Source organism: Halomarina litorea (assembly GCF_024227715.1).
In the GTDB taxonomy this organism is placed as follows: domain Archaea; phylum Halobacteriota; class Halobacteria; order Halobacteriales; family Haloarculaceae; genus Halomarina; species Halomarina litorea.
The window spans coordinates 479484-497887 of the sequence record NZ_CP100448.1 but is presented as its reverse complement, the minus strand read 5'-3'; the positions used below and the strand labels follow the sequence as shown (position 1 = coordinate 497887).

17 protein-coding genes and 2 tRNA genes are annotated in these 18404 nt (G+C 70.6%); 11 read left to right on the top strand and 8 right to left on the bottom strand.

The window, feature by feature from the left end:
* Window positions 1–48: 48 nt before the first annotated feature.
* Both NKG96_RS02715 and NKG96_RS02710 read right to left on the bottom strand, forming a co-directional pair.
* Window positions 49–1080 carry a DUF7544 domain-containing protein gene (locus NKG96_RS02715; RefSeq protein ID WP_254536919.1) on the bottom strand — a complete coding sequence of 344 codons (1032 nt, stop codon included), beginning with the start codon at window positions 1078–1080 and terminating at the stop codon, window positions 49–51.
* A gap of 56 nt (window positions 1081–1136) precedes the next feature.
* Entirely contained in the window at window positions 1137–1472 is a 336-nt protein-coding gene (locus tag NKG96_RS02710) for a dihydroneopterin aldolase family protein (RefSeq protein ID WP_254536918.1), read from the bottom strand.
* 159 nt (window positions 1473–1631) lie between these two features.
* Here NKG96_RS02710 and NKG96_RS02705 point away from each other — a divergent pair, with 159 nt between their 5' ends.
* From NKG96_RS02705 to azf, 3 genes are all read left to right on the top strand, one after another.
* A complete protein-coding gene (locus NKG96_RS02705; RefSeq protein WP_254536917.1) occupies window positions 1632–2255 on the top strand; it encodes a translation initiation factor IF-2 subunit beta in 624 nt (207 codons plus the stop codon).
* Window positions 2256–2357: 102 nt separating this feature from the next.
* Complete coding sequence (locus NKG96_RS02700) at window positions 2358–3011, top strand: HAD family hydrolase (RefSeq protein ID WP_254536916.1); 654 nt, start codon at window positions 2358–2360, stop codon at window positions 3009–3011.
* A 390-nt stretch (window positions 3012–3401) separates the two neighbouring features.
* Entirely contained in the window at window positions 3402–4145 is a 744-nt protein-coding gene (gene azf / locus NKG96_RS02695; RefSeq protein ID WP_254536915.1) for an NAD-dependent glucose-6-phosphate dehydrogenase Azf, read from the top strand.
* A 172-nt stretch (window positions 4146–4317) separates the two neighbouring features.
* Here azf and NKG96_RS02690 read toward each other — a convergent pair whose 3' ends face one another.
* Complete coding sequence (locus tag NKG96_RS02690) at window positions 4318–4512, bottom strand: cold-shock protein (RefSeq protein ID WP_254536914.1); 195 nt, start codon at window positions 4510–4512, stop codon at window positions 4318–4320.
* 262 nt (window positions 4513–4774) lie between these two features.
* Between NKG96_RS02690 and NKG96_RS02685 the strand changes: the two genes are divergently transcribed.
* A complete protein-coding gene (locus NKG96_RS02685; RefSeq protein WP_254536913.1) occupies window positions 4775–6094 on the top strand; it encodes an MFS transporter in 1320 nt (439 codons plus the stop codon).
* Window positions 6095–6109: 15 nt separating this feature from the next.
* On the opposite strand, the gene NKG96_RS02680 is transcribed toward NKG96_RS02685, so the two are convergent.
* On the bottom strand, window positions 6110–6844 hold the full coding sequence (locus NKG96_RS02680) for a DUF309 domain-containing protein (RefSeq protein ID WP_254536912.1): 735 nt from the start codon (window positions 6842–6844) through the stop codon (window positions 6110–6112).
* Between the two features lie 94 nt (window positions 6845–6938).
* On the opposite strand from NKG96_RS02680, the gene NKG96_RS02675 reads away from it, so the two are divergent.
* A complete protein-coding gene (locus NKG96_RS02675) occupies window positions 6939–7379 on the top strand; it encodes a MaoC family dehydratase (protein ID WP_254536911.1) in 441 nt (146 codons plus the stop codon).
* A 13-nt stretch (window positions 7380–7392) separates the two neighbouring features.
* On the opposite strand, the gene NKG96_RS02670 is transcribed toward NKG96_RS02675, so the two are convergent.
* Both NKG96_RS02670 and NKG96_RS02665 read right to left on the bottom strand, forming a co-directional pair.
* Entirely contained in the window at window positions 7393–9399 is a 2007-nt protein-coding gene (locus NKG96_RS02670; protein ID WP_254536910.1) for a hypothetical protein, read from the bottom strand.
* A 614-nt stretch (window positions 9400–10013) separates the two neighbouring features.
* Window positions 10014–10086 (bottom strand) — tRNA-Arg (locus NKG96_RS02665).
* Between the two features lie 105 nt (window positions 10087–10191).
* Here NKG96_RS02665 and NKG96_RS02660 point away from each other — a divergent pair.
* Window positions 10192–10836 (top strand): DUF7504 family protein, encoded by a 645-nt coding sequence (locus NKG96_RS02660; protein ID WP_254536909.1) that lies wholly within the window; start codon window positions 10192–10194, stop codon window positions 10834–10836.
* Window positions 10837–10970: 134 nt separating this feature from the next.
* Window positions 10971–12440, top strand: a complete 1470-nt coding sequence (locus NKG96_RS02655; RefSeq protein ID WP_254536908.1) for a single-stranded DNA binding protein — start codon at window positions 10971–10973, stop codon at window positions 12438–12440.
* A 24-nt stretch (window positions 12441–12464) separates the two neighbouring features.
* On the opposite strand, the gene NKG96_RS02650 is transcribed toward NKG96_RS02655, so the two are convergent.
* Window positions 12465–12806: a hypothetical protein gene (locus NKG96_RS02650; RefSeq protein ID WP_254536907.1), complete on the bottom strand. Its 342-nt coding sequence runs from the start codon at window positions 12804–12806 to the stop codon at window positions 12465–12467.
* A 285-nt stretch (window positions 12807–13091) separates the two neighbouring features.
* Between NKG96_RS02650 and NKG96_RS02645 the strand changes: the two genes are divergently transcribed.
* Both NKG96_RS02645 and NKG96_RS02640 read left to right on the top strand, forming a co-directional pair.
* On the top strand, window positions 13092–13526 hold the full coding sequence (locus NKG96_RS02645; RefSeq protein WP_254536906.1) for a histone family protein: 435 nt from the start codon (window positions 13092–13094) through the stop codon (window positions 13524–13526).
* Complete coding sequence (locus NKG96_RS02640; RefSeq protein ID WP_254536905.1) at window positions 13523–14527, top strand: histone deacetylase family protein; 1005 nt, start codon at window positions 13523–13525, stop codon at window positions 14525–14527. The genes NKG96_RS02645 and NKG96_RS02640 overlap by 4 nt, the downstream gene beginning before the upstream one ends.
* A gap of 13 nt (window positions 14528–14540) precedes the next feature.
* Here NKG96_RS02640 and cca read toward each other — a convergent pair whose 3' ends face one another.
* Window positions 14541–15992 carry a CCA tRNA nucleotidyltransferase gene (cca, locus tag NKG96_RS02635; RefSeq protein WP_254536904.1) on the bottom strand — a complete coding sequence of 484 codons (1452 nt, stop codon included), beginning with the start codon at window positions 15990–15992 and terminating at the stop codon, window positions 14541–14543.
* Between the two features lie 119 nt (window positions 15993–16111).
* On the opposite strand from cca, the gene NKG96_RS02630 reads away from it, so the two are divergent.
* Both NKG96_RS02630 and NKG96_RS02625 read left to right on the top strand, forming a co-directional pair.
* Window positions 16112–16184 (top strand) — tRNA-Asn (locus NKG96_RS02630).
* A gap of 439 nt (window positions 16185–16623) precedes the next feature.
* Window positions 16624–18393 carry a MutS-related protein gene (locus tag NKG96_RS02625; RefSeq protein WP_254536903.1) on the top strand — a complete coding sequence of 590 codons (1770 nt, stop codon included), beginning with the start codon at window positions 16624–16626 and terminating at the stop codon, window positions 18391–18393.
* Window positions 18394–18404 lie beyond the last annotated feature (11 nt).

The following is an 18404-nucleotide window of genomic DNA, read 5'->3' as shown; positions in this document are numbered from 1 at the left end:
CCCGAAAGTGAAAGTGAAATTCCCCCCGAGAGCGACCGTTCGGTCAGTTCAGGCGCTCTCGTCCCTGGCCGTCTCGGGCCGGGTCCGCGCCCGCGCCGCGGGGACGAGGTCGAACGCCGCCTCCGTGTCCCCGAGGACGAACAGCGAGTAGTAGCGCAGGTAGGTCCGCACGGGCACGAGGGCCACCGCGAGCGCGACGAGCAGGCAGGCGACGTACAGTAGGCCGATACCCGCCAGCGCCGCACCCGCGAGCACCGAGAGGCCGCCGGTCCCGAGGGCGGCGAGGACGACGAGGCCGCCGACCAGTCCGAACGGGACGAGGAGCGTCAACGCCACCAGCGTGCCGACGACGGCGAGGCCGATACCCGCCACGAAGTTGAGCGCGACGCCGACCAGCGCGTACGCGAGGTACTGCTTCCACTCCCGACGGAGCGTCGGCCAGAAGCGCCGCCACCCGGCGACGACCCTCCGCGATTCGAGGAGCATCACGGGCGCGACGAACGCGGCGGTGAACCCGTCGACGACGGCCGCGAGGCCCGCGACGAGCAGTACCAGCGGGACGACGAGGACGACGATGCCCACGGACGCCGGGTCGGTCGGGCCGCCAGCCAGCGTCAGCACGACGGGTGCGACGAGCAGCGCCACCGTCGTCAGGACGGCGAGACCGAGTGCGACCCGGAACCCGAACAGTCGCAGGCCCCGGCGAGCGTGCCGCCGGACCGACCGGCGAAGTGCGACCTCGGGCGAGTCGCGCCGCACCGCGTCGAGCAGCACGAACTCCATCACGCTCCCCAGATAGAGAAAGCCCAGCGCGAGGAGAACGCCGAGGGCGACGAGCGCCACCGCCAGCGTGAGGAGGTCGACGGGGAGGGCGGCGGGGAACTCGCCGAATTCGCCGAACTCGCCCGGCACGTCGTCTCCGGAGAACTGGAAGTTCGTCCCGGAGAACTGGGCGCTCGCGCCGCCGACGAAGAACACCACGACGGCGAGGCGCAGCCACGTCCGGGCGTCGAACGGCAGGAGGAAGTCGCGGGTCGCCTCGAACGCCTCGTCGAGGTCGGATATCGCGTGCAGTACCATGGGACCGGGAGGCCCTCGGCGGGGATAGCGGTTGCGCGGGGTCCCGGCGCGCCGGTTCAGCCCTCGTGGACGTCCACGACACGCATCAGGGGATAGCCGTCCTCCATCGCCATCTCGGTGTGGACGGTACAGCCGTCGTACTCGATGCGCATCCGCACCTCCATGTACTCGCCCGTGAGTTCCGTGTAGCCGTGGGTGGTGTCGAGGGCGTCCTCGAGGATGTCGACGGACACCGCCTCGCAGTACGGCTGGTTCTCGATGGCGTCCTCCATCGCCCGTTCGAGGCTGGGCGCGCTCGCGGGACTGACGGGCGTGCCGGCGAACTGGTGGTAGAGCGTGCCGAACTTCACCCCGGCCTCGAAGCAGGCGACCTCCCGGTCGGTCGGGTTCATGTGGGGGGTGGTCGGCGACGGGACTAAAGGGACGCGAAACCGCGAGCGTCCCGTCGGGGCCGAGGCGGGCGAGACAGTGTGAGACCGCCACTCCCGGTCGTGTGGTGTGTGGCGGTCCATCACGCAACGGGTTTAGGTGCGAATCACCTTTCACCCGCTATGGACTACGAATCGAGCCTCGGCCGGGCCATGGACGAGGTCCCGGACATCGAAAGCAGCGGCGAGCGACTCTCCGTACCGGACGCGCAAGCGCAGAAGGACGGCGCGTTCACCCGCCTGACCAACCTCGAAGCCATCGCGGACACCCTCTCGCGCGAGACCGACCACGTCCACCGGTTCGTCCAGCGCGAACTCGGCACCAACGGGAAACTCGAGGAGGGCGTCGGGCGCTACAACGGGAACTTCTCGGGGTCCGACTTCGACGCCACCATCGAGAGCTACGTCGAGACGTACGTGCTCTGTGGCGAGTGTGGCCTCCCCGACACCCGACTCGTCACCGAGAACCGCACGCCGATGCTCCGCTGTGACGCCTGTGGTGCCTTCCGGCCCGTCTCGAAGCAGCGCCGGACCAGCCAGGACCAGCAACAGCGAGAGGCCGTCGAGGAGGGCAAGACCTACACGCTCGAGATCACCTCCACGGGCCGCAAGGGCGACGGCGTCTCCGAGAAGGGCAAGTACACCATCTTCGTCCCCGGCGCACAGGAGGGCGACGTCGTCGAGGCGTACATCGAGAACATCTCCGGGTCGCTCGCGTTCGCCCGCCTCGAATCCAAGCACGACTGACGATTCGCGTCTTCTCCCCGTTCTCCGCGGTCGAGAGCCACGGGTGCCGACCGACCGCCGGCCTCCCGGAACCACCTTCCCCCCGCATCACCAACTCCACCCGTGACTCGATTCCGCGCGGTGCTGTTCGACATGGACGGCGTCCTCGTCGACTCGGAACCCCACTGGCGGCGCGTCTGGCGGGAGGAGGTGTTCGTGGACGCCGAACGCGGGACGCCCTCGCTCGACGAGGTGACGGGCCGCAACTACCGCGAGAGCCTGCGGGAGCTCGCCGACGAGTACGGCTTCCCGAAGGACGTCGAGCACTACGCCGGCCTGTTCGACGACGCCGCCGACGAGGTGTACGGCGAACGGGTGACTCTCACGCCCGGCGTGACCGACCTGTTCGCGACCCTCCGGGACCGCGGCCACGCCGTCGCCATCGTCTCCTCGTCGCCCCGCGAGTGGATTCGGGCCGTCGTCGACCGGTTCGACCTCCCCGTCGACGCCGTCGTGAGCGCGATGGACGTCGACGGGCCGGGGAAACCCGCGCCCGGCGTCTACGAACACGCCGCCGAACGACTCGACGTCGCCCCGGTGGAGTGCATCGTCGTCGAGGACTCGGCCCACGGCGTCCGGGCAGGGGCCGACGCGGGCGCGACCGTCGTCCGCTTCCGGCGCGACGAGGCGGCCACCGCCATCGAGGGGGCGGACGCGGTGGCCGAGGACCCCGCGGACCTTCGCGAGACGGTACTCGGCCTGCTCGACGGGGAGTGAGAGCGTACCCGCGTACCCCCGCTCGCTGTGCTCGCGGGAATCGCGTGAGACGCACTGCTCGCGGTTCCACCGCTCGCCTCGTCGCGGCCCTCCCGACGGTCGCGCCGCGCGTCGTTCGTCTCACTGATTCTACGTCGGTCGCTCACTGCGTTCGCTCGCGGGAACTGGGCGGGACGCGGAGCGTACCCGTGTACCCCCGCTCGCTGTGCTCGCGGGAATCGCGTGAGACGCACTCCGTTCGTCTCACTGATTCTACGTCGGTCGCTCACTGCGTTCGCTCCCTCCGTAGAACTCGGTCACACCTTCGGTGCTCCCTGCTCCGTGTCGCTCACTTCGCTCGCTCCACGGAACCGCTCCTTTCTTGCCCCCCACTCACCTCTCGTCGCCTGAATGGACCGGGTGTTACTCACGGGGGCCGCCGGTCGCGTCGGGAGCGCCATCCTCGACACCATCGGCGACGAGTACGACTGGCGACTGCTCGACCGCGACCCGCCGACGGGCGACCTGACCGAGTTCGACTACGTGACCGCGGACATCACCGACGAGGAGACCCTCCGCGAGGCGATGGACGACGTGCAGGCGGTCGTCCACCTCGCGGGCGACCCGCGTCCCGAGGCCCCGTGGGACAGCGTCCTCCACAACAACATCGACGGCACCCACGCCGTCTTCGAAGCCGCCGTCGACGCCGACGTGGAGAAGGTGGCGTTCGCCTCCTCGAACCACGCCGTCGGTGCCTACGAGGAGTCGCGCAAACCCGACATCTACCGCCCCGAGAGCGAGTACCGCCTCGACGGGTCAGAACTCCCCCGGCCCTCGAACCTCTACGGCGTCTCGAAGGCCGCCGGCGAGACTCTCGGGCGCTACTACCACGACCACCACGACCTGTCGGTCGTCTGCGTCCGCATCGGGAACCTCACGAAGGGCCACCCGCCCATCGACTACGAGCGCGGACAGGCGATGTGGCTCTCGTATCGCGACTGCGCGCACCTCTTCGACCGCTGTGTCAAGGCGGAGTACGACTACGAAATCGTCTACGGCATCTCCGACAACGACCGCAAGTACTACTCCATCGACCGGGCGCGCGAGGTGCTGGGGTACGACCCGCAGGACAACTCGGCGGAGCACGGCGACTAACCGAAAGCCACCCCTCCGGTCGTCGTCTGGGACCCGGAGTCGAACGCTCGACAGTTCTGACCTGAAGCTCCAGAGACTGTAGATCCCTCTTTCCCAGAGCGGTCGCTCTCCGGTGTCGGGTTCGTCAAAAGCTGTGATACGCGGTGTCGCCGTGTGGCGACGGTGCGAACGCTTATGCGCGGACGACGTTCGTCGCGCGGGGGCCCTTGGGGGCCTGTTCGATGTCGAACTCGATGTCCGTCCCCTCGGTGAGGTCCTCGCCGCCGACGTCTTCCATGTGGAAGAACACGTCGTCGTCAGAGTCGTCAGTCTCGATGAAACCGTAGCCGCCCGTGTCGTTGAAGAAGTCAACCGTACCGTTTGCCATTACGAATAGACAAGGGTGAACCACACGGGTAAGTGTTCTGGAATCAGTTTCAAAATCCCGATGTTTGCTGAACGAATTTCGAATCGATCGTGCCTTCGCAATACTTCTGTCCAGTCGATGGTTCTGACCGGTGGCGGTGCCCGGACCGTCACGAGTCCCGGTGGAAACTGGGGAAGCCACGGTTCACGGGGAGTCGGTCGTCCCGTCCACCAGTCGAGGGGTCGTTTATGTCACTCGCCCACGAACCGTGCGACCACCGATCATGGACCTGTTCTCGTCTCCCGCCCGACGCCGATGGGTCGGCTGGGGCCTGCTGGCGGCGGCGTTCTTCCTCGTCAGCCTCCACCGCTCGTCGACGGCCGTCCTCTCCGAGCAGTTGATGCGGTCGTTCGACACCACCGGAACGAGTCTCGGCCTCCTCCACGCCTCTTTCTTCTACCTCTACGCGGCCTTCCAGGTGCCGGCGGGACTGCTCACGGACCGCTACGGCGCGCGGGTCATCGCGGCGGGCGGGACGGCGCTCATGTCCGGGGGAGCGCTCGCGTTCGGCCTGAGCGGGACCTACGCGGTGGCGTTCCTCGGCCGCCTGCTGGTGGGGCTGGGCGCGAGCGTGCTGTTCGTCACCGTCCTCCGGTTCTGCGCCAACTGGTTTCGCCCGGACGAGTTCGGGACGATGACCGGCATCACGTTCACCGTCGGCATCCTCGGGGGGCTGGCGGCGACGACGCCGCTCGCCGTCGCCGTGACGACCCTCGGCTGGCGGCCCACGATGGCCGGACTGGGGGGTGTCGGTCTGCTGGTCGCACTCGGCGTCGTCCTCCTGTCGCACGATACCCCCGCACGGGCCGGGTTCGAACCCATCGACGGCGTCCCCGACCGTCCGGCGGTGTCCGCGAACGACCTCAAGGGACACACCATCGCGGCGCTCCGCGAACCCGAGACGTGGCTCATCGGCGTGATGCTCTTCTTCATGACCGGCGTCGGCATCACCGTCTTCGGCCTGTGGGGCATCCCGTATCTCGTCCAGACGTACGGCATCTCCGTGACCGAGGCGTCGGTCTACCTGCTCGTGGGCAACGTCGGGGGGATGGTCGGGCCGACGGTGTTCGGGTGGCTCTCGGACCGCCTCGGCCGCCGGACTGAACTCATCGTCCTCTCGACGGTCGTGTTCGCGGCGACGTGGGGCGTCTTCGCCGTCTTCGGCTCGATTCCCCTCCTGCTGGTGGGTGTCGTCTTCCTGTTCGGGCGCGTCCTCCGGGGCGGCGTCCCCCTCGCGTTCGCCGTCATGAAAGAGCGCCACCCGGACGGCGCGAGCGGAACCGTCGTCGGCATCGTGAACACAATGGGCTGGGCGGGGGCCGCGGCGTTCCCCGTCGTCCTCGGTGCCGTGCTGGACGCCTACTGGACCGGCGAGACGGTCGGCGGCACGCGCGTCTACACGGCGACCGGCTACCGGGTCGCCTTCGCCGTCGCCGTTGCCGCCGGTCTCGTCTCGATACTCTGTGCCCTCTCGCTCCACCGTCGCGTGCGCGAGGAACGCCGGACGGCCGCCGAGTCGGGGACCGAGCACCCGACGGACTGACCTCGCCCGGTCGGGTCAGTGCTCCCGCTGGCTCTCGCCCTCACCCTCGTCCCCGCCCCCACCCACGTCGAACAGGCCGGCAACGTCGGACTCCCGGTGCTCGCGCCGGTCGACGTGTTCGCCGAGTCGCCGGACGACCAGCCCCCGGTTTCGCCCCTCCACGAGGTCGTACAGCAGGGCGACGAACGGACTGGTCGCCCGCCCCTCGTCCAGGTCCGCCCGGGCGAACTCGACTGCCCGCTCCACCATCGCCCCGTCGAGCGCGTACTCCTCGACCAGCGCCTCGACCGCGAGAACGAGCGCGTCGAACGGGAGGTCCGCGGGGTCGAGCGCCCGCCCCGCGACGGTCAGTCTGACTGGGGGGCCGCGCTCGACGACTTCGGGGTCCGCGGCGAGGGCTTCGAGGTACTGCCTGACCGGAGCGAGGGCGACCCCGCGGTAGGTCTCACCGAGACCGTCGAGGTAGCCGAGTGCGCCCGCGGCGAGGCCCGTCGCGCCCGTCCAGTTCCCCCGACGGGCGTGGTAGACGGCGGCCGTCGTCTGGACGAGTCCCTGGAAGAACCGACGTTCGGTGCCGTCCTCGGGCGTGTCCTCGCGGTCCGCGAGCGCCAGCCAGTGGGCTTCCCACGGGTCGTGGGCGGCGTGGTACTCCCCGGCGTCGTAGAGGACGACGCCGGCGTGGAGGCGGCGCTCCGCGACCGACTCCTCGGACTCGCCCGGTCCCCCGCCCGCGCCGTCGGTCCCGTGCATACCCGTCCGTGCGCCCGCGGGGGCAAGTGTCTCTCGCACCACGAGTCCGCCCCGCCTGCGAACGCTTATCGGGGGCCGCCGAGACGGGTGGGCCGTGAGCCACGACCAGACCTACGAGGACGTCACCGTCGGCGAGACGCGCTCGTTCGGCGAGTACGAGGTGACGCGCGAGGAGATCCTGCGGTTCGCGGGGCAGTACGACCCCCAGCCGTTCCACGTCGACGAGGAGGCCGCCGAGTCGTCCATGTTCGGCGGCCTCGTCGCCAGCGGCTGGCACACCGCCGCGATGACGATGCGGATGCTCGTCGACGGCGAGTTGAACGAGTCGGGCGCGCTCGGCGCGGTGGGCGTGGACGAACTGCGCTGGCCGAACCCGGTCCGCCCGGGCGACACGCTCTCGATAGAGACGGAGGTGCTGGAGAAAGAGCCGTTCCGCGAGGGTATCGGCCTCGTCCACTCACGGACGGTGACGACGAACGACGACGGCGAGACGGTCATGTCGATGGTCGGTCGCGTCCTCTTCCCGATGGGCTGATTCGACGGCCGCCTCAGCGTCGCTTCGTGGCGACGCTGAACGTCTCCACCTGCCCAGGCATCTCCCGGACGAGGCGGGCGGCCCGGCCGGGCGCGTAGAAGTCGTCGCGACCGAAGTACGGCATCGCGTACAGGGCGCGAACGCCGTCGCCCGCGCGGTCTAGCGCCTCCCCGAGCGTCACCGACGCGTACTCGCCGAGTATCGACTCCCGCGAGAGGCCGTAGGCGACGGCCGTCCCATCGCCCGACGCCGTCGCGGCCGGTTCGGGTGCCGAGGCGGCGTCCGGGAACAGCGACCCGAGGTCGGCGACGGCCCCCGCCGCACCCCGCCCGACGACCCAGAGGTCGAACGCCGCGTCCGGGTCGAACCCCGCCGAGCGTTCCGCCGACGCCAGTGCGTCGAGGGTGTCGCCCCACCCGGGGTGGACCAGCGACGCGAGCGGGCGGTCCGGGTCGCTCACGGGGACCGACACCTCGACGCGCCCGCCGGGGTCGAGGGCGGCGTCGACCGATCGCGTCCCGCGGGCGACGGGCGAGACGTCGCGGTCGGCCACCAGACGGGTCGCCTCGAGTTCCGAGACGTACAGGCCCGCGTCGAACGGGAGGACGGACACCCCGTGGAGGTGGCCCGCGTTCCCGTCGTCTGGCGTCTCGATTCGCACGTCGAGGGTCCCCTCGCGGACGAACCGGACGTCGTCGAGCGCGTGGAACACGGAGACGTGGTCGCCGTCGCCGGCGTAGGTGCCGGCGGCGTACCCGGAGACGTCGCCGACGAACGTCCACCCCTCGGCGGTCCGGACCGAGACGGCGTGGTCGTGGAAGCCGAGCGAGGAGCCGTGGAGCCACAGGTCCACCCGGGGGCGGGCGTCGGGACCCCTCGCCGTCGCGAGCGTCTGGGCGTAGGCGAACAGGTAACGGTCGCGGGCGACGGTGAGCGTGTTCACCCGCGGGGCGTCGGGGACGGCGTCCTCCCCGGCCCGGTTCGGGAGGTAGGGGTCGAAGCCCGTCCGGGTCTGCTTGTAGGCGGTGCGGGCGTACCATCCGACGCCCGCCGCGCCCGCGCCCGTGGCGGCGCGCAGGTCCATCCGCATCGCGGCTTTGCTCGGCGTGTGCCGCGGGTTGACGGTGTGGGCCTGCCCGAGGAAGAGGGCGGGCGCGTCGGCGTGTCGCCGCGCGTTCGCGACGAGACTCCGGACTGCGGCGTTCGCGGGGCCGGGACCCACGTCCTTCTCGTACCACCCGCGGTAGAAGTCGGTGAACACGAAGTCGGGGCGGGCGTCCCGGTCCGCGAGTGCGTCCATCAGGTCCGCGAACACCGCCGGCTGGCGCGACTCGACGACGTACGGGAAGTGCAGGAAGGTTCCGACCGCGACGTCCGGTGCCGCCTCGTTCACGGCCGCCAGTTGCGCCTCGAATATCTCCGGGCCGTACGACTGGAGGTTCTCGACGGACTGGTCGTTCCACGCGCCGCCCTCGACCCAGTCGCCGGCGACGGGTGCCTCCTGCCAGAGGACGAGTCGACCCTCGGGCATCGCCTCGCCGTACCGTCGGGCCACCCTGCGCAGGGCGTCGAGGTGTCGCTCGCGGGCGTCCGGGTCGGAGACGAACGCCTCGGCGGTGAGGCTCTTGAGGACGCCCGTGTTCAGCCAGACGGGGACGTCGCGGGCGGCGGCGGCATCGAGGACCGTCGAGAGGCGGTCGACCCCATCGCGGTCCGTCGCGTCGGCCTGTGCGACCATCATCGCGAGGCCGTTCCGGGCGGCGAACGCCAGCAGGTTGCGCCGCAGGCCCGCTTCGCGCCAGAGGTCGCGTTCGGCCCAGACGAAGTCCTCCCGGCCCGTCGCGTCGGACCCGGGGGTGGCCGTGGCTGACCCGGCGGTGCGCGTGCGGTTCGCGTCGGTGCGCTCGGGCGTCCGGTTCCCACCGTCACCCAGCAGCGACGACCCGACGACGGCCCCCGTCGCCCCGGCGGCGAGGAGACCACCGGTGGCGAGCACCCGACGGCGCGTGGGGTCGGTCATCGTCACTCACCAGTGGGGCCGTCGACAAGAAACGTTGCCCTACTCGCCCCGGGCGACGACGAGCGACCCCGTACCGTCCGGCGAATCCTACCCGGCGTATTCGACGTCGTGACGCTCCCTCCCGCCGAGAGGAGCCACAAAGTACTCCCCGGTCGCCCCCACACGGGAGTGGTACGGTTCGGACAGCCGAACCGTGCTCTGCATGACAGCAGTTCCGGCGGGATGCCGGGACGAGGAGGACGGGCGGTCCCACCTCGCCGTCCGTCGGGAGTGAGGTCGATGGTCGTTCCTCGATGACCGTCTGGTTCGGCGGAGAAGAGACAGACAGTTCTCGGCGAAAATTTCTCACAGATTTAGCGTCCTGACGGAGTCTCACGCGAGCTGCGCGGGACCGAAGGTCCCGCTGGAAGCCGGCGCGAAGCGCCGGCGACGAAACGAGCGTGAGGCACGTCAGGGCGCGCACGAGCGAACCGCTCTGCGGTTGTGAAGTAAGCGTCCTGACGGAGATTTGAACGCGCCGAGACTCGCTGGCGCTCGTCTCGTCTGCTCAAATCACCGCGCGGCGTTTCGGTGCGCGGTCGCTCGCTACGCTCGCGACGTTGCGCACCTGAAAACGTCCTGACGGAGATTTGAACTCCGGTCCCTGGCTCCGCAAGCCAAGAGGATAGTCCACTACCCTACCAGGACTCATCCTTTCGTACCGGCCTTCCAGTTAAGTCGGTTACGGTTCGTCCGTCCCCGTGAACATCGCTAGCGATACAGTTATCACACAGTAATATTACATTCATACGAATGGGCGCGACGGACGATTACCAGTCGTCGGTGGGTGAGGGGGCACTCACCACCTGCGACAACGTGCTGTACCAGACGCCATCGATGGGATACGCCGCTACCGGTGCCTGTCTCGACGCGTGTCACGACGTGAGCGACGACCTCGACCGGATGGACCTGCTCGCGGTCACCTACACTCAGTCGGCCGAGGAGTGGCTGAGCGAGTGGACCACGGAGGTCGGGGGGCTCCCCGGCCGGACCGCCGTCGTGGGCGTCGAGGACACCACGCGGTCGGCCGCCGCCTCGTCGTTCCCCGCTGGCGAGGTAACCGGCCAGAACCACGCGCTCAAATCCGCCGAGAGCCCCGACGACCTGACGGGCATCGGCATCACGCTGAGCCAGCACCTCTCGTCGTGGGGCGGCGACGACACCGAGACGGTGCTCTGTTTCGACTCGCTGACTGCGCTGCTCCAGTACGTCTCGCTCGAACGGGCCTACCGGTTCCTGCACGTCCTCACCTGGCGGACGGCGGCCGTGGGCGCGCACGCACACTTCCACGTCGACCCGGACGCCCACGGCGAGCGAACCCTCGCCACGCTGACCTCGCTGTTCGACGGCGTCGTCGAGACGGGCGAGGGCACAGACCGGCGAGTCCGCACCCGGTAGTTCGGACCCAGAAGTTCACACCCGCGAGTTCGCACCACTCCCGAACGTTTTTGCGGGAGGCCGGGACCATCCCGGACCATGCATTGTCGCACGGACCGACAAGGATTAACAGCGCTGTTGCCATGAGCGAACTAATGGGTTCTATCGAGGACGTCTACGCCGACCTCGAGGCGGATGTCGAGGAGGAGGAGTTCCGCGAGGCGGTCGCCGAGAAGGTCGAGCAGATGAACGGACTGGTCGACGAGGAGACTGCGGCGATGCTCCTCGCCAGCGAGTTGACGGACGACGACGTCAACGGCGTCGCCGACATCGAACCGGGGATGGAGGAGGTGAAGTTCCTCGCGAAGGTGGTCAGCGTCGGCGACCTCCGGACCTTCGAACGCGACGAGGGCGAGGGGAAGGTGCTGAACCTCGAGGTGGCCGACGAGACGGGCCGCGTGCGCGTGGCCCTCTGGGACGAGGACGCGGAGGCCGCGACGGAGGAACTCGCGCCCGGGGACGTCCTCCGCATCTCGGGTCGGCCGAAGGAGGGGTACAACGGGCTGGAGGTATCCGCCACCCGCGTCGAGGGCGAACAGGACGTCGACATCGACGTCGACCTCGGCGAACCGGGGACCGTCGAGTCGCTCTCGCTCGGCCAGAGCGACGTCACCCTCCGGGGGAAGGTTCTGGGGACGGAACCCGTCCGGACGTTCTCGCGCGACGACGGCTCCGAGGGGAAGGTGTCGAACCTCGTCCTCGGCGACGAGACGGACCGCGTGCGCGTGACGATGTGGGACGGGCAGGCAGACACCGCCGACGACCTCTCGGAGGGAGTGGTCGTCGAAATCGTCGACGGCTACGTGCGCGAACGCGACGGCGCGCTCGAACTCCACGTGGGCGAGCGCGGGAAGATAACCGAAATCGACGAGGAGGTCACCTACGTCCCCGAGACGACGCCCATCGACGACCTAGAAATCGACACCGTCGCCGACATCGCGGGCGTCGTCCGCTCTGCGGACCCCAAGCGCACGTTCGACCGCGACGACGGCTCCGAGGGGCAGGTGCGGAACGTCCGCGTCCAGGACAAGTCCGGCGACGTGCGCGTCGCCCTCTGGGGCGAGAAGGCCGACGCCGACATCGGCCCTGGCGACGAGGTACTGTTCGCCGACGTGGAGATCAAGGACGGCTGGCAGGACGACCTCGAGGCGTCCGCCGGGTGGCGCTCGACCGTCTCGGTCCTCGACGAGGGGAGCGCCAGCGCGAGTCGGGAGCGTACCACCGAGGACACCGACACCGGGGCGACCGAGACCGGTCTTTCGGCGTTCGCGAACGGGTCGAACTCCGGGGACGACGGCGGGAACGCCGACGCCGGGGCGACCGTCGACGTCGGAGAGGAAGCGACCGACGACGCCGGGGCGACCGTCGACGTCGGAGAGGAAGCGGCCGACGACGGCCCCGTCGAGTTCACGGGCACGGTCGTCCAGACGGGCGACCCGGTGATGCTCGACAACGGGAGCGAGACGGTCACCGTCCTGACGAGCGAGGACGTGCGTCTCGGTCAGGAGATCACCGTCCGCGGGCGGTTGACCGACGGGCGACTGGACGCCGAGGAGGTGTTCTAAGGGCGACCCCGGGAGGAGGTCGGGTCAGCCCGCCTGCTCGACGCCGTCGTCGACGCCGGCCCACTCGGTGACGGCCCGGAGGAGCGGTTCGGTCGCGTCGAACCGCGGTCCCTTCTCGACGGAGTCGGTGGCCGGTCGCCACTCGATGACGCGTGCGTCGTCGAGTTTCGGCAAGTGGACGTGGCGGTAGTGCTTCCGCGTCGTCCCCTCGGTGTCGGCGAGGCGGTCGGCGGCGTCGACGGCGCCGTCTGCGAGTGTGCGAAGGAGTCGGCGGCGGTCGCCGTCCGCGAGCAGTTCGAGCGGGTCGGCGGCGGCGCCCGTGTGGTCGTGAGGACGGATCGCGTCCCCGGCTGTAGGTCCGGTCATCGTGGGTGGTGGAACGCGTCTAGACCGTCTGGTGCGCCCCGGACACGATGGGGGTGGTGGGTGTCGGCGGCCCTCCGGCCGCCTGCACAGTGTGTACTCTCGGTTCCACCGGGCTAATATCACGCGCTCGGAAAAGCGCTTTGCCGGACCGTCACCCGCTGAGGGCGCGCTGTCACGGCGAACAGCGGGGTCGCTCGCGAGGGCCGGATGCGGGTCCGACCTGGGCGGCGGGCAGCGACTGCCGGACGCGGAACGCTTAAGCCCGCGACAGTCCCGTGTCACGCTATGAGCGTCGAGCTTCCGTTCGCGCCGGTTGACGCCATCATCCGGCGGAACGCGGACGAGCTCCGGGTGAGCGCCGACGCCGCCGAGGCGCTCGCGCGACGCATCCAGGACCACGGCGCGCGGCTGGCGGTGGAGGCCGCCGAGCGGGCGACCGACGACGGTCGCAAGACGCTGATGGCGGCCGACTTCGGGGCCGAGGGCCGGAAGGTGGGTCTCGAACTCCCCATCGCCCCCGTCGACCGTATCGCTCGGCTCGACATCGACGACCGGTATCGCGTCTCGATGGACGCCCGCGTCGCGCTGGCGGCCGTCCTCGAGCAGTACGCCGACGACGTGGCGGCCGCCGCGGCCGTCCTCGCTCGCCACGCCGACCGACGGACGGTCGTCGCCGCCGACGTCGAGGCGTACTTCGAACTCATCCCACACTTCGAATGAGGTTCGGCTACCGTGAGGTCTGTCTCGACCACGACACAGGTGCTCGCCACCCCGAGCGACCGGACCGCCTCCGCGCCATCCGCAGGGCGCTCTCGCGCCTCCACGGCGTGGTCTACGACGACCCCGACCGGGCGAGCGTCGAGGCGGTGAAGGCCGTCCACGACGCCGACTACGTCGAGTCCGTCCGCGAGTTCTGCGAGGGCGGCGGCGGATCGTGGGACGCCGACACGGTGGCCGTCGAGGCGACGTGGGACGCCGCCCTCGCCAGCGCGGGGCTGGCGCAGTGGGCCGCCCTCGAGGCCCTCGACGGGGCCGACGGCAACGACACGACGTTCTCGCTCGGCCGGCCGCCGGGCCACCACGCCGTCGAGGACGACGCGATGGGCTTCTGTTTCTTCAACAACGTCGCCGTCGCCGCACAGACCGCCCTCGAGGCGGGCGCGGAGCGCGTGGCGGTGTTCGACTGGGACGTCCACCACGGCAACGGCACGCAGGACATCTTCTACGACCGGGGCGACGTGTTCTACGCCTCGGTCCACGAGCGCGGCCTCTACCCCGGCACGGGGGAGGTCCCGGAGACCGGCACGGGCGACGGCGAGGGGGCGAACCTCAACCTCGCGTACCCCCCCGGCGCGGGGGACGCCGAGTACGCCTACGGCTTCGACGAGGCCGTCGCGCCCGCCGTCGAGCGCTTCGACCCCGACCTCTTCCTCGTGAGCGCGGGCTTCGACGCCCACGAACGCGACCCCATCTCCCGCATGCGCGTCTCGACGGAGGGGTACGGCCTGCTCACCGAGCGCTGTATCGACCTCGCCGAGGGGACGGACGCCGCACTCGCGTTCGTCCTCGAAGGGGGGTACGGACTGGAGTGTCTCGCCGAGAGCGTCAGCATGGTCCACGAAGTCTTCATGGGCCGGGACCCGATGACGCCCGACCGGGACGCCAACGACGGGGCGCGCTCGGTCGTCACGGACGTCCGCGAGGCGCTGAACCTGGAGTAGAGACGGAACCGGGTCAGGGCCGCGGGTCGAAGTACGCCGCGAGGTCGGCGCCGAACCGGTCGGCCAGCACCGCCGTCTCCTCGCCGACGAGTACGTCGTAGCCGCCCCGGAGTGCCGACTCGACGCGGACGCCGAGTGCCACGTCGAACAGTGCGTCGCTCGCGAGGAGGACCTCCGGGGTCGTGAACTCGCGTTCGCGTTCGACGACGTAGCGGTCGCCGTCGACGAACGGGCCGTACACCGACTCGTCGGCCGCGTACGTCTCGTAGAAGCCGGCCGCGTGCGCGTCGACGTGGACCGGCGGGCCCTCGTGGCGCTCGACGCGCGGGCGCTCCGCGACGGCACACTCGACGAACAGGGCGGCGATGGGCACGTCCCCGTCGTCGCCGTCGTCGCCGTCGTCCCCTGCGGCGGAGTCGAGCGAACGGGTGCGCTCCGCCTCCGGCGCGGCGAGCACCGTCCCTCGGAGGGCGTCGAACCCGCGTCGGTCGAGTTCGCCGACGATACCGCCGAGGGACTTCTCTAACTGGGGGTACAACTGGTCGTCCACGAGGGCAGGCGCGTCGAAGACGACGGCGAGGGCCGTCGTCCCGCGCCGATCGAGTTCGGCGGCCATCGCCTCCGGCGTGAGCGGGTTGCGCGGCGACTGGTCGAAGACCGACTCGTCGGGGGCCGCGAGGAACTGCCGGGCGTGGTGCGTGAGGCGGGCGACGTTCGCCGCCGAGCAGACGGCCGCGACGTTGCGTGCGGGGTCGGTGGGGTCGACCACGACCAGCGGGTCGTCGTGGACGCGGGTGCCGTGGCCCTCCGGGTCGAGTTCGACCGGGGGGAGCCAGTCGCGGGCGGCGTCGAGGAGCGGGCGAAAGCCCCCGTACTCCAGGACGAGCAGTTCCGTGAGGTACCCCGAGAACCCCTTCGTCCGGAGGTCGCTCCCGTAGACGCCGACGCCCTTCAGAAACGCCTTGGCGACGCGCACGTCGTCCGCGAGGTCCGGGCCGATGCGCTCGGCGAGGTAGGCGTTGTGGAACGGCGTGCGATCCACCGCCGAGCGGATGTCCGTCGCGCGCTCCAGTCGGTAGCAGGGCACGAGGTCCACGTCGAACCCCTCGACCTCGCCCTTGATGTAGGGGTGTTCGGCGAACTCCTCGCGCCCGTCGGGGACCGCGGCCCGGCCCACCTGCAATCCGTAGCGTTCGAGGTCCTCGCGCGCGACGTCCGGCGGGAAGCGGACGAACACGTCGATGTCCCGGTCGCCCGCCACCCACGTCCCGCGGGCCGTCGAGCCGACCTGTACCACGTCCGCCTCGACGGGCAGGTCCACGATGGCCTCGCGCGCGTCGGCCATCACCCGGTCCGCGACCGCCCGCAGGCGCTCGCGCTCGTCGGCGTCGGGAGTGACCCGCCCGCGGACCGCCGCGAGGACGGCCTCGACGTCGTCGCCCGCTGGCTCGTCGCGCTCGGTCATTGCTGGGGGTTCGCCGCTACCGGGTGAAAGCGTGTCGATGGGGTGGGGCCGTGCGATTTCGTGTCGAAGGCGTGACGAAGCGAAACCCCTATGAAGCAACTGCGGCAATGGTGAATCGAGCCGCCGTAGCTCAGCTGGTAGAGCACCTCGCTGTTAACGAGGTTGTCCCAGGTTCGAGCCCTGGCGGTGGCGCTCACATTTCTGCGAGCGGTCTCGTCCGCGAGCGACCGTTCCGTGAGTGCCGCGTCGAGAGGTCGAGCAGACCGGAGGCAGTCCGCGGAGCCGAATGTCGTGAGGCGAGCAGGAACCTCCGGGCGTGTTCGAGCCCTGGCGGTGGCGCTCACTACTCTTTGGGAAGCTACGTCGCCAGCGTCGGCTGTACCCCGTCGATACCGCCTGCTATCCCGCGAGGAAGTCCGCGACGAGTCCGGCGTCCTCACCGTCGGCGCGCCGGCTGGCGGCGTAGTCGTCGGCCACCGCATCCCACGCGCGCCGGACCGCGCCGCGTCGGTGCTGCATGGGACAGGGAGGGGCCGCAAGAGGTTCGCTGTTGCGCCCGGACGAGGCGAACGGGGAGGCGAGGCGGGCAGACCCCGGCGGCGTTAAGCCGTCGGGGCGAAACCACGAGACAATGCGACTGGAGGACTACTGGGGGGTCGGACCGAAGACCGCCGGGGCGCTCCGAGAGGAACTGGGCGAGGAAGCCGCCATCGCGGCCATCGAGGCGGCGGACAGCCGTGCGCTCGTCGGCGCGGGCGTGAGTCGGGGGCGCGCGACGCGCATCCTCCGGCGGGTCGAGGGGGGCGAAGGACTGGACCTGCTCGCGACGCGGGACGCGCGGGCGGTGTACCGGGACGTGGTGGAACTCGTCGAGTCGTTCGCCATCACCGAGTACGCCGCAGACCAGTTACGGGTGCTGACGCCGCTGACCGACCGCGAGGCCATCGAGTCCCGGCTGGACGAGACGATGGCAGCCGTCGAGGCGTGGCGAGCGCTCGACGAGGGGACCCGCGAGGCGGTCCTCGACGCCTTCTCGGGCTACGACAGCCGTGCCGGGGGGGAGGCCGCGAGCGTCGAGACGGCCCTCGCCCTGCGCGAGGTGGGCGTGCGCGAAGGGGTGTTCGCCCCGCTCGCGGACCTCGACGCGGACGCGCTCTCGGAGGCGGGCGTGGCGCTCCGGGCGCTTCCCGAGGACGGTGGGACGGTCGAGACGGGCGCGGACGACGAACTCGACCGCCTGCGGGCGGATCTGGGCCGTGTCGAGGACATGGCCGCCGCGCCCGACGAGGTGCTGGAAGCGGTGCAGGGGACGGCCCGCGACGCGAGCGCGTTCCGGGACGCACTCGCCCGTCACGTCACCGACGAGACGGGCGTGGAGGGGGCGGCGGTCCGGGAGGCGATGCCCGGCGAGGCGACGGACGCCGCCGACTTCGTCTCCGAGACGCTCCGCGGACTGGCGCGCGCACTCCGCGAACGGGTGGACGAACGCGAGGCGACCGTCCGGGAGGAACTGGAGGCGGCCGTCGAGACGGCCCGCGAGGACGTGGACGCGGCGGTGCAGGCCGTCGACGACATCGCGGTGCAGGTGTCGCTCGCCCGGTTCGCGCTGGCGTTCGACCTGCGGCGACCGACGCTCACGACGGGCGAGGGCGGGGCCGAGAGCGACAGCGTTCTGGCCGTCGAGGCGGCGCGGAGCCTCGACCTGCTGGCCGCCGGGGTGGACGTCCAGCCCGTCACCTACGCCGTGGGCGACCACGACCTGTCCGACGTGCCGACGGGCGACCGGGTGGGCGTCCTGACGGGGGCGAACTCCGGCGGGAAGACGACCCTGCTGGAGACGCTCTGTCAGGTCGCCCTCCTCGCGCACATGGGTCTGCCCGTCCCCGCAGAGCGCGCCGAGGTGTCGCTGGTGGACTCGCTGGTCTTCCACCGGCGACACGCCTCGTTCAACGCGGGCGTCCTCGAATCCACTCTCCGGTCGGTCGTCCCGCCGCTGACGGGCGGCGGGCGGACGCTGATGCTCGTCGACGAGTTCGAGGCCATCACGGAGCCGGGGAGCGCGGCCGACCTGCTCCACGGTCTCGTGACGCTGACCGTCGAACGCGACGCGCTGGGGGTGTTCGTCACCCACCTCGCCGAGGACCTCGAACCGCTGCCCGACGTGGCGCGCATCGACGGTATCTTCGCGGAGGGCCTCACGCCGGACCTCGACCTGCAGGTGGACTACCAGCCCCGGTTCGGGACGCTCGGGCGCTCCACCCCGGAGTTCATCGTCTCGCGACTCGTCGCACAGGCGAGAGACGGCGAGGAGCGCGCGGGGTTCCAGACGCTGGCGCGGGCCGTCGGGAGCGAGGCCGTCCAGCGGACGCTCGCCGACGCGAAGTGGACCGCCGAGAACTGACTCGGTCGCGA

Excerpts from the sequence above, each read along its gene's own strand:
- NKG96_RS02710 (WP_254536918.1), bottom strand. The coding sequence starts at position 1,472 with ATGAACCCGACCGACCGGGAGGTCGCCTGCTTCGAGGCCGGGGTGAAG.
- azf (WP_254536915.1), top strand. The coding sequence starts at position 3,402 with ATGGACCGGGTGTTACTCACGGGGGCCGCCGGTCGCGTCGGGAGCGCC.
- NKG96_RS02625 (WP_254536903.1), top strand. The coding sequence starts at position 16,624 with ATGCGACTGGAGGACTACTGGGGGGTCGGACCGAAGACCGCCGGGGCG.
- NKG96_RS02640 (WP_254536905.1), top strand. The coding sequence starts at position 13,523 with ATGAGGTTCGGCTACCGTGAGGTCTGTCTCGACCACGACACAGGTGCT.
- NKG96_RS02650 (WP_254536907.1), bottom strand. The coding sequence starts at position 12,806 with ATGACCGGACCTACAGCCGGGGACGCGATCCGTCCTCACGACCACACG.
- NKG96_RS02645 (WP_254536906.1), top strand. The coding sequence starts at position 13,092 with ATGAGCGTCGAGCTTCCGTTCGCGCCGGTTGACGCCATCATCCGGCGG.
- NKG96_RS02705 (WP_254536917.1), top strand. The coding sequence starts at position 1,632 with ATGGACTACGAATCGAGCCTCGGCCGGGCCATGGACGAGGTCCCGGAC.
- NKG96_RS02715 (WP_254536919.1), bottom strand. The coding sequence starts at position 1,080 with ATGGTACTGCACGCGATATCCGACCTCGACGAGGCGTTCGAGGCGACC.
- NKG96_RS02680 (WP_254536912.1), bottom strand. The coding sequence starts at position 6,844 with ATGCACGGGACCGACGGCGCGGGCGGGGGACCGGGCGAGTCCGAGGAG.
- cca (WP_254536904.1), bottom strand. The coding sequence starts at position 15,992 with ATGACCGAGCGCGACGAGCCAGCGGGCGACGACGTCGAGGCCGTCCTC.
- NKG96_RS02655 (WP_254536908.1), top strand. The coding sequence starts at position 10,971 with ATGGGTTCTATCGAGGACGTCTACGCCGACCTCGAGGCGGATGTCGAG.
- NKG96_RS02660 (WP_254536909.1), top strand. The coding sequence starts at position 10,192 with ATGGGCGCGACGGACGATTACCAGTCGTCGGTGGGTGAGGGGGCACTC.
- NKG96_RS02670 (WP_254536910.1), bottom strand. The coding sequence starts at position 9,399 with ATGACCGACCCCACGCGCCGTCGGGTGCTCGCCACCGGTGGTCTCCTC.
- NKG96_RS02685 (WP_254536913.1), top strand. The coding sequence starts at position 4,775 with ATGGACCTGTTCTCGTCTCCCGCCCGACGCCGATGGGTCGGCTGGGGC.
- NKG96_RS02690 (WP_254536914.1), bottom strand. The coding sequence starts at position 4,512 with ATGGCAAACGGTACGGTTGACTTCTTCAACGACACGGGCGGCTACGGT.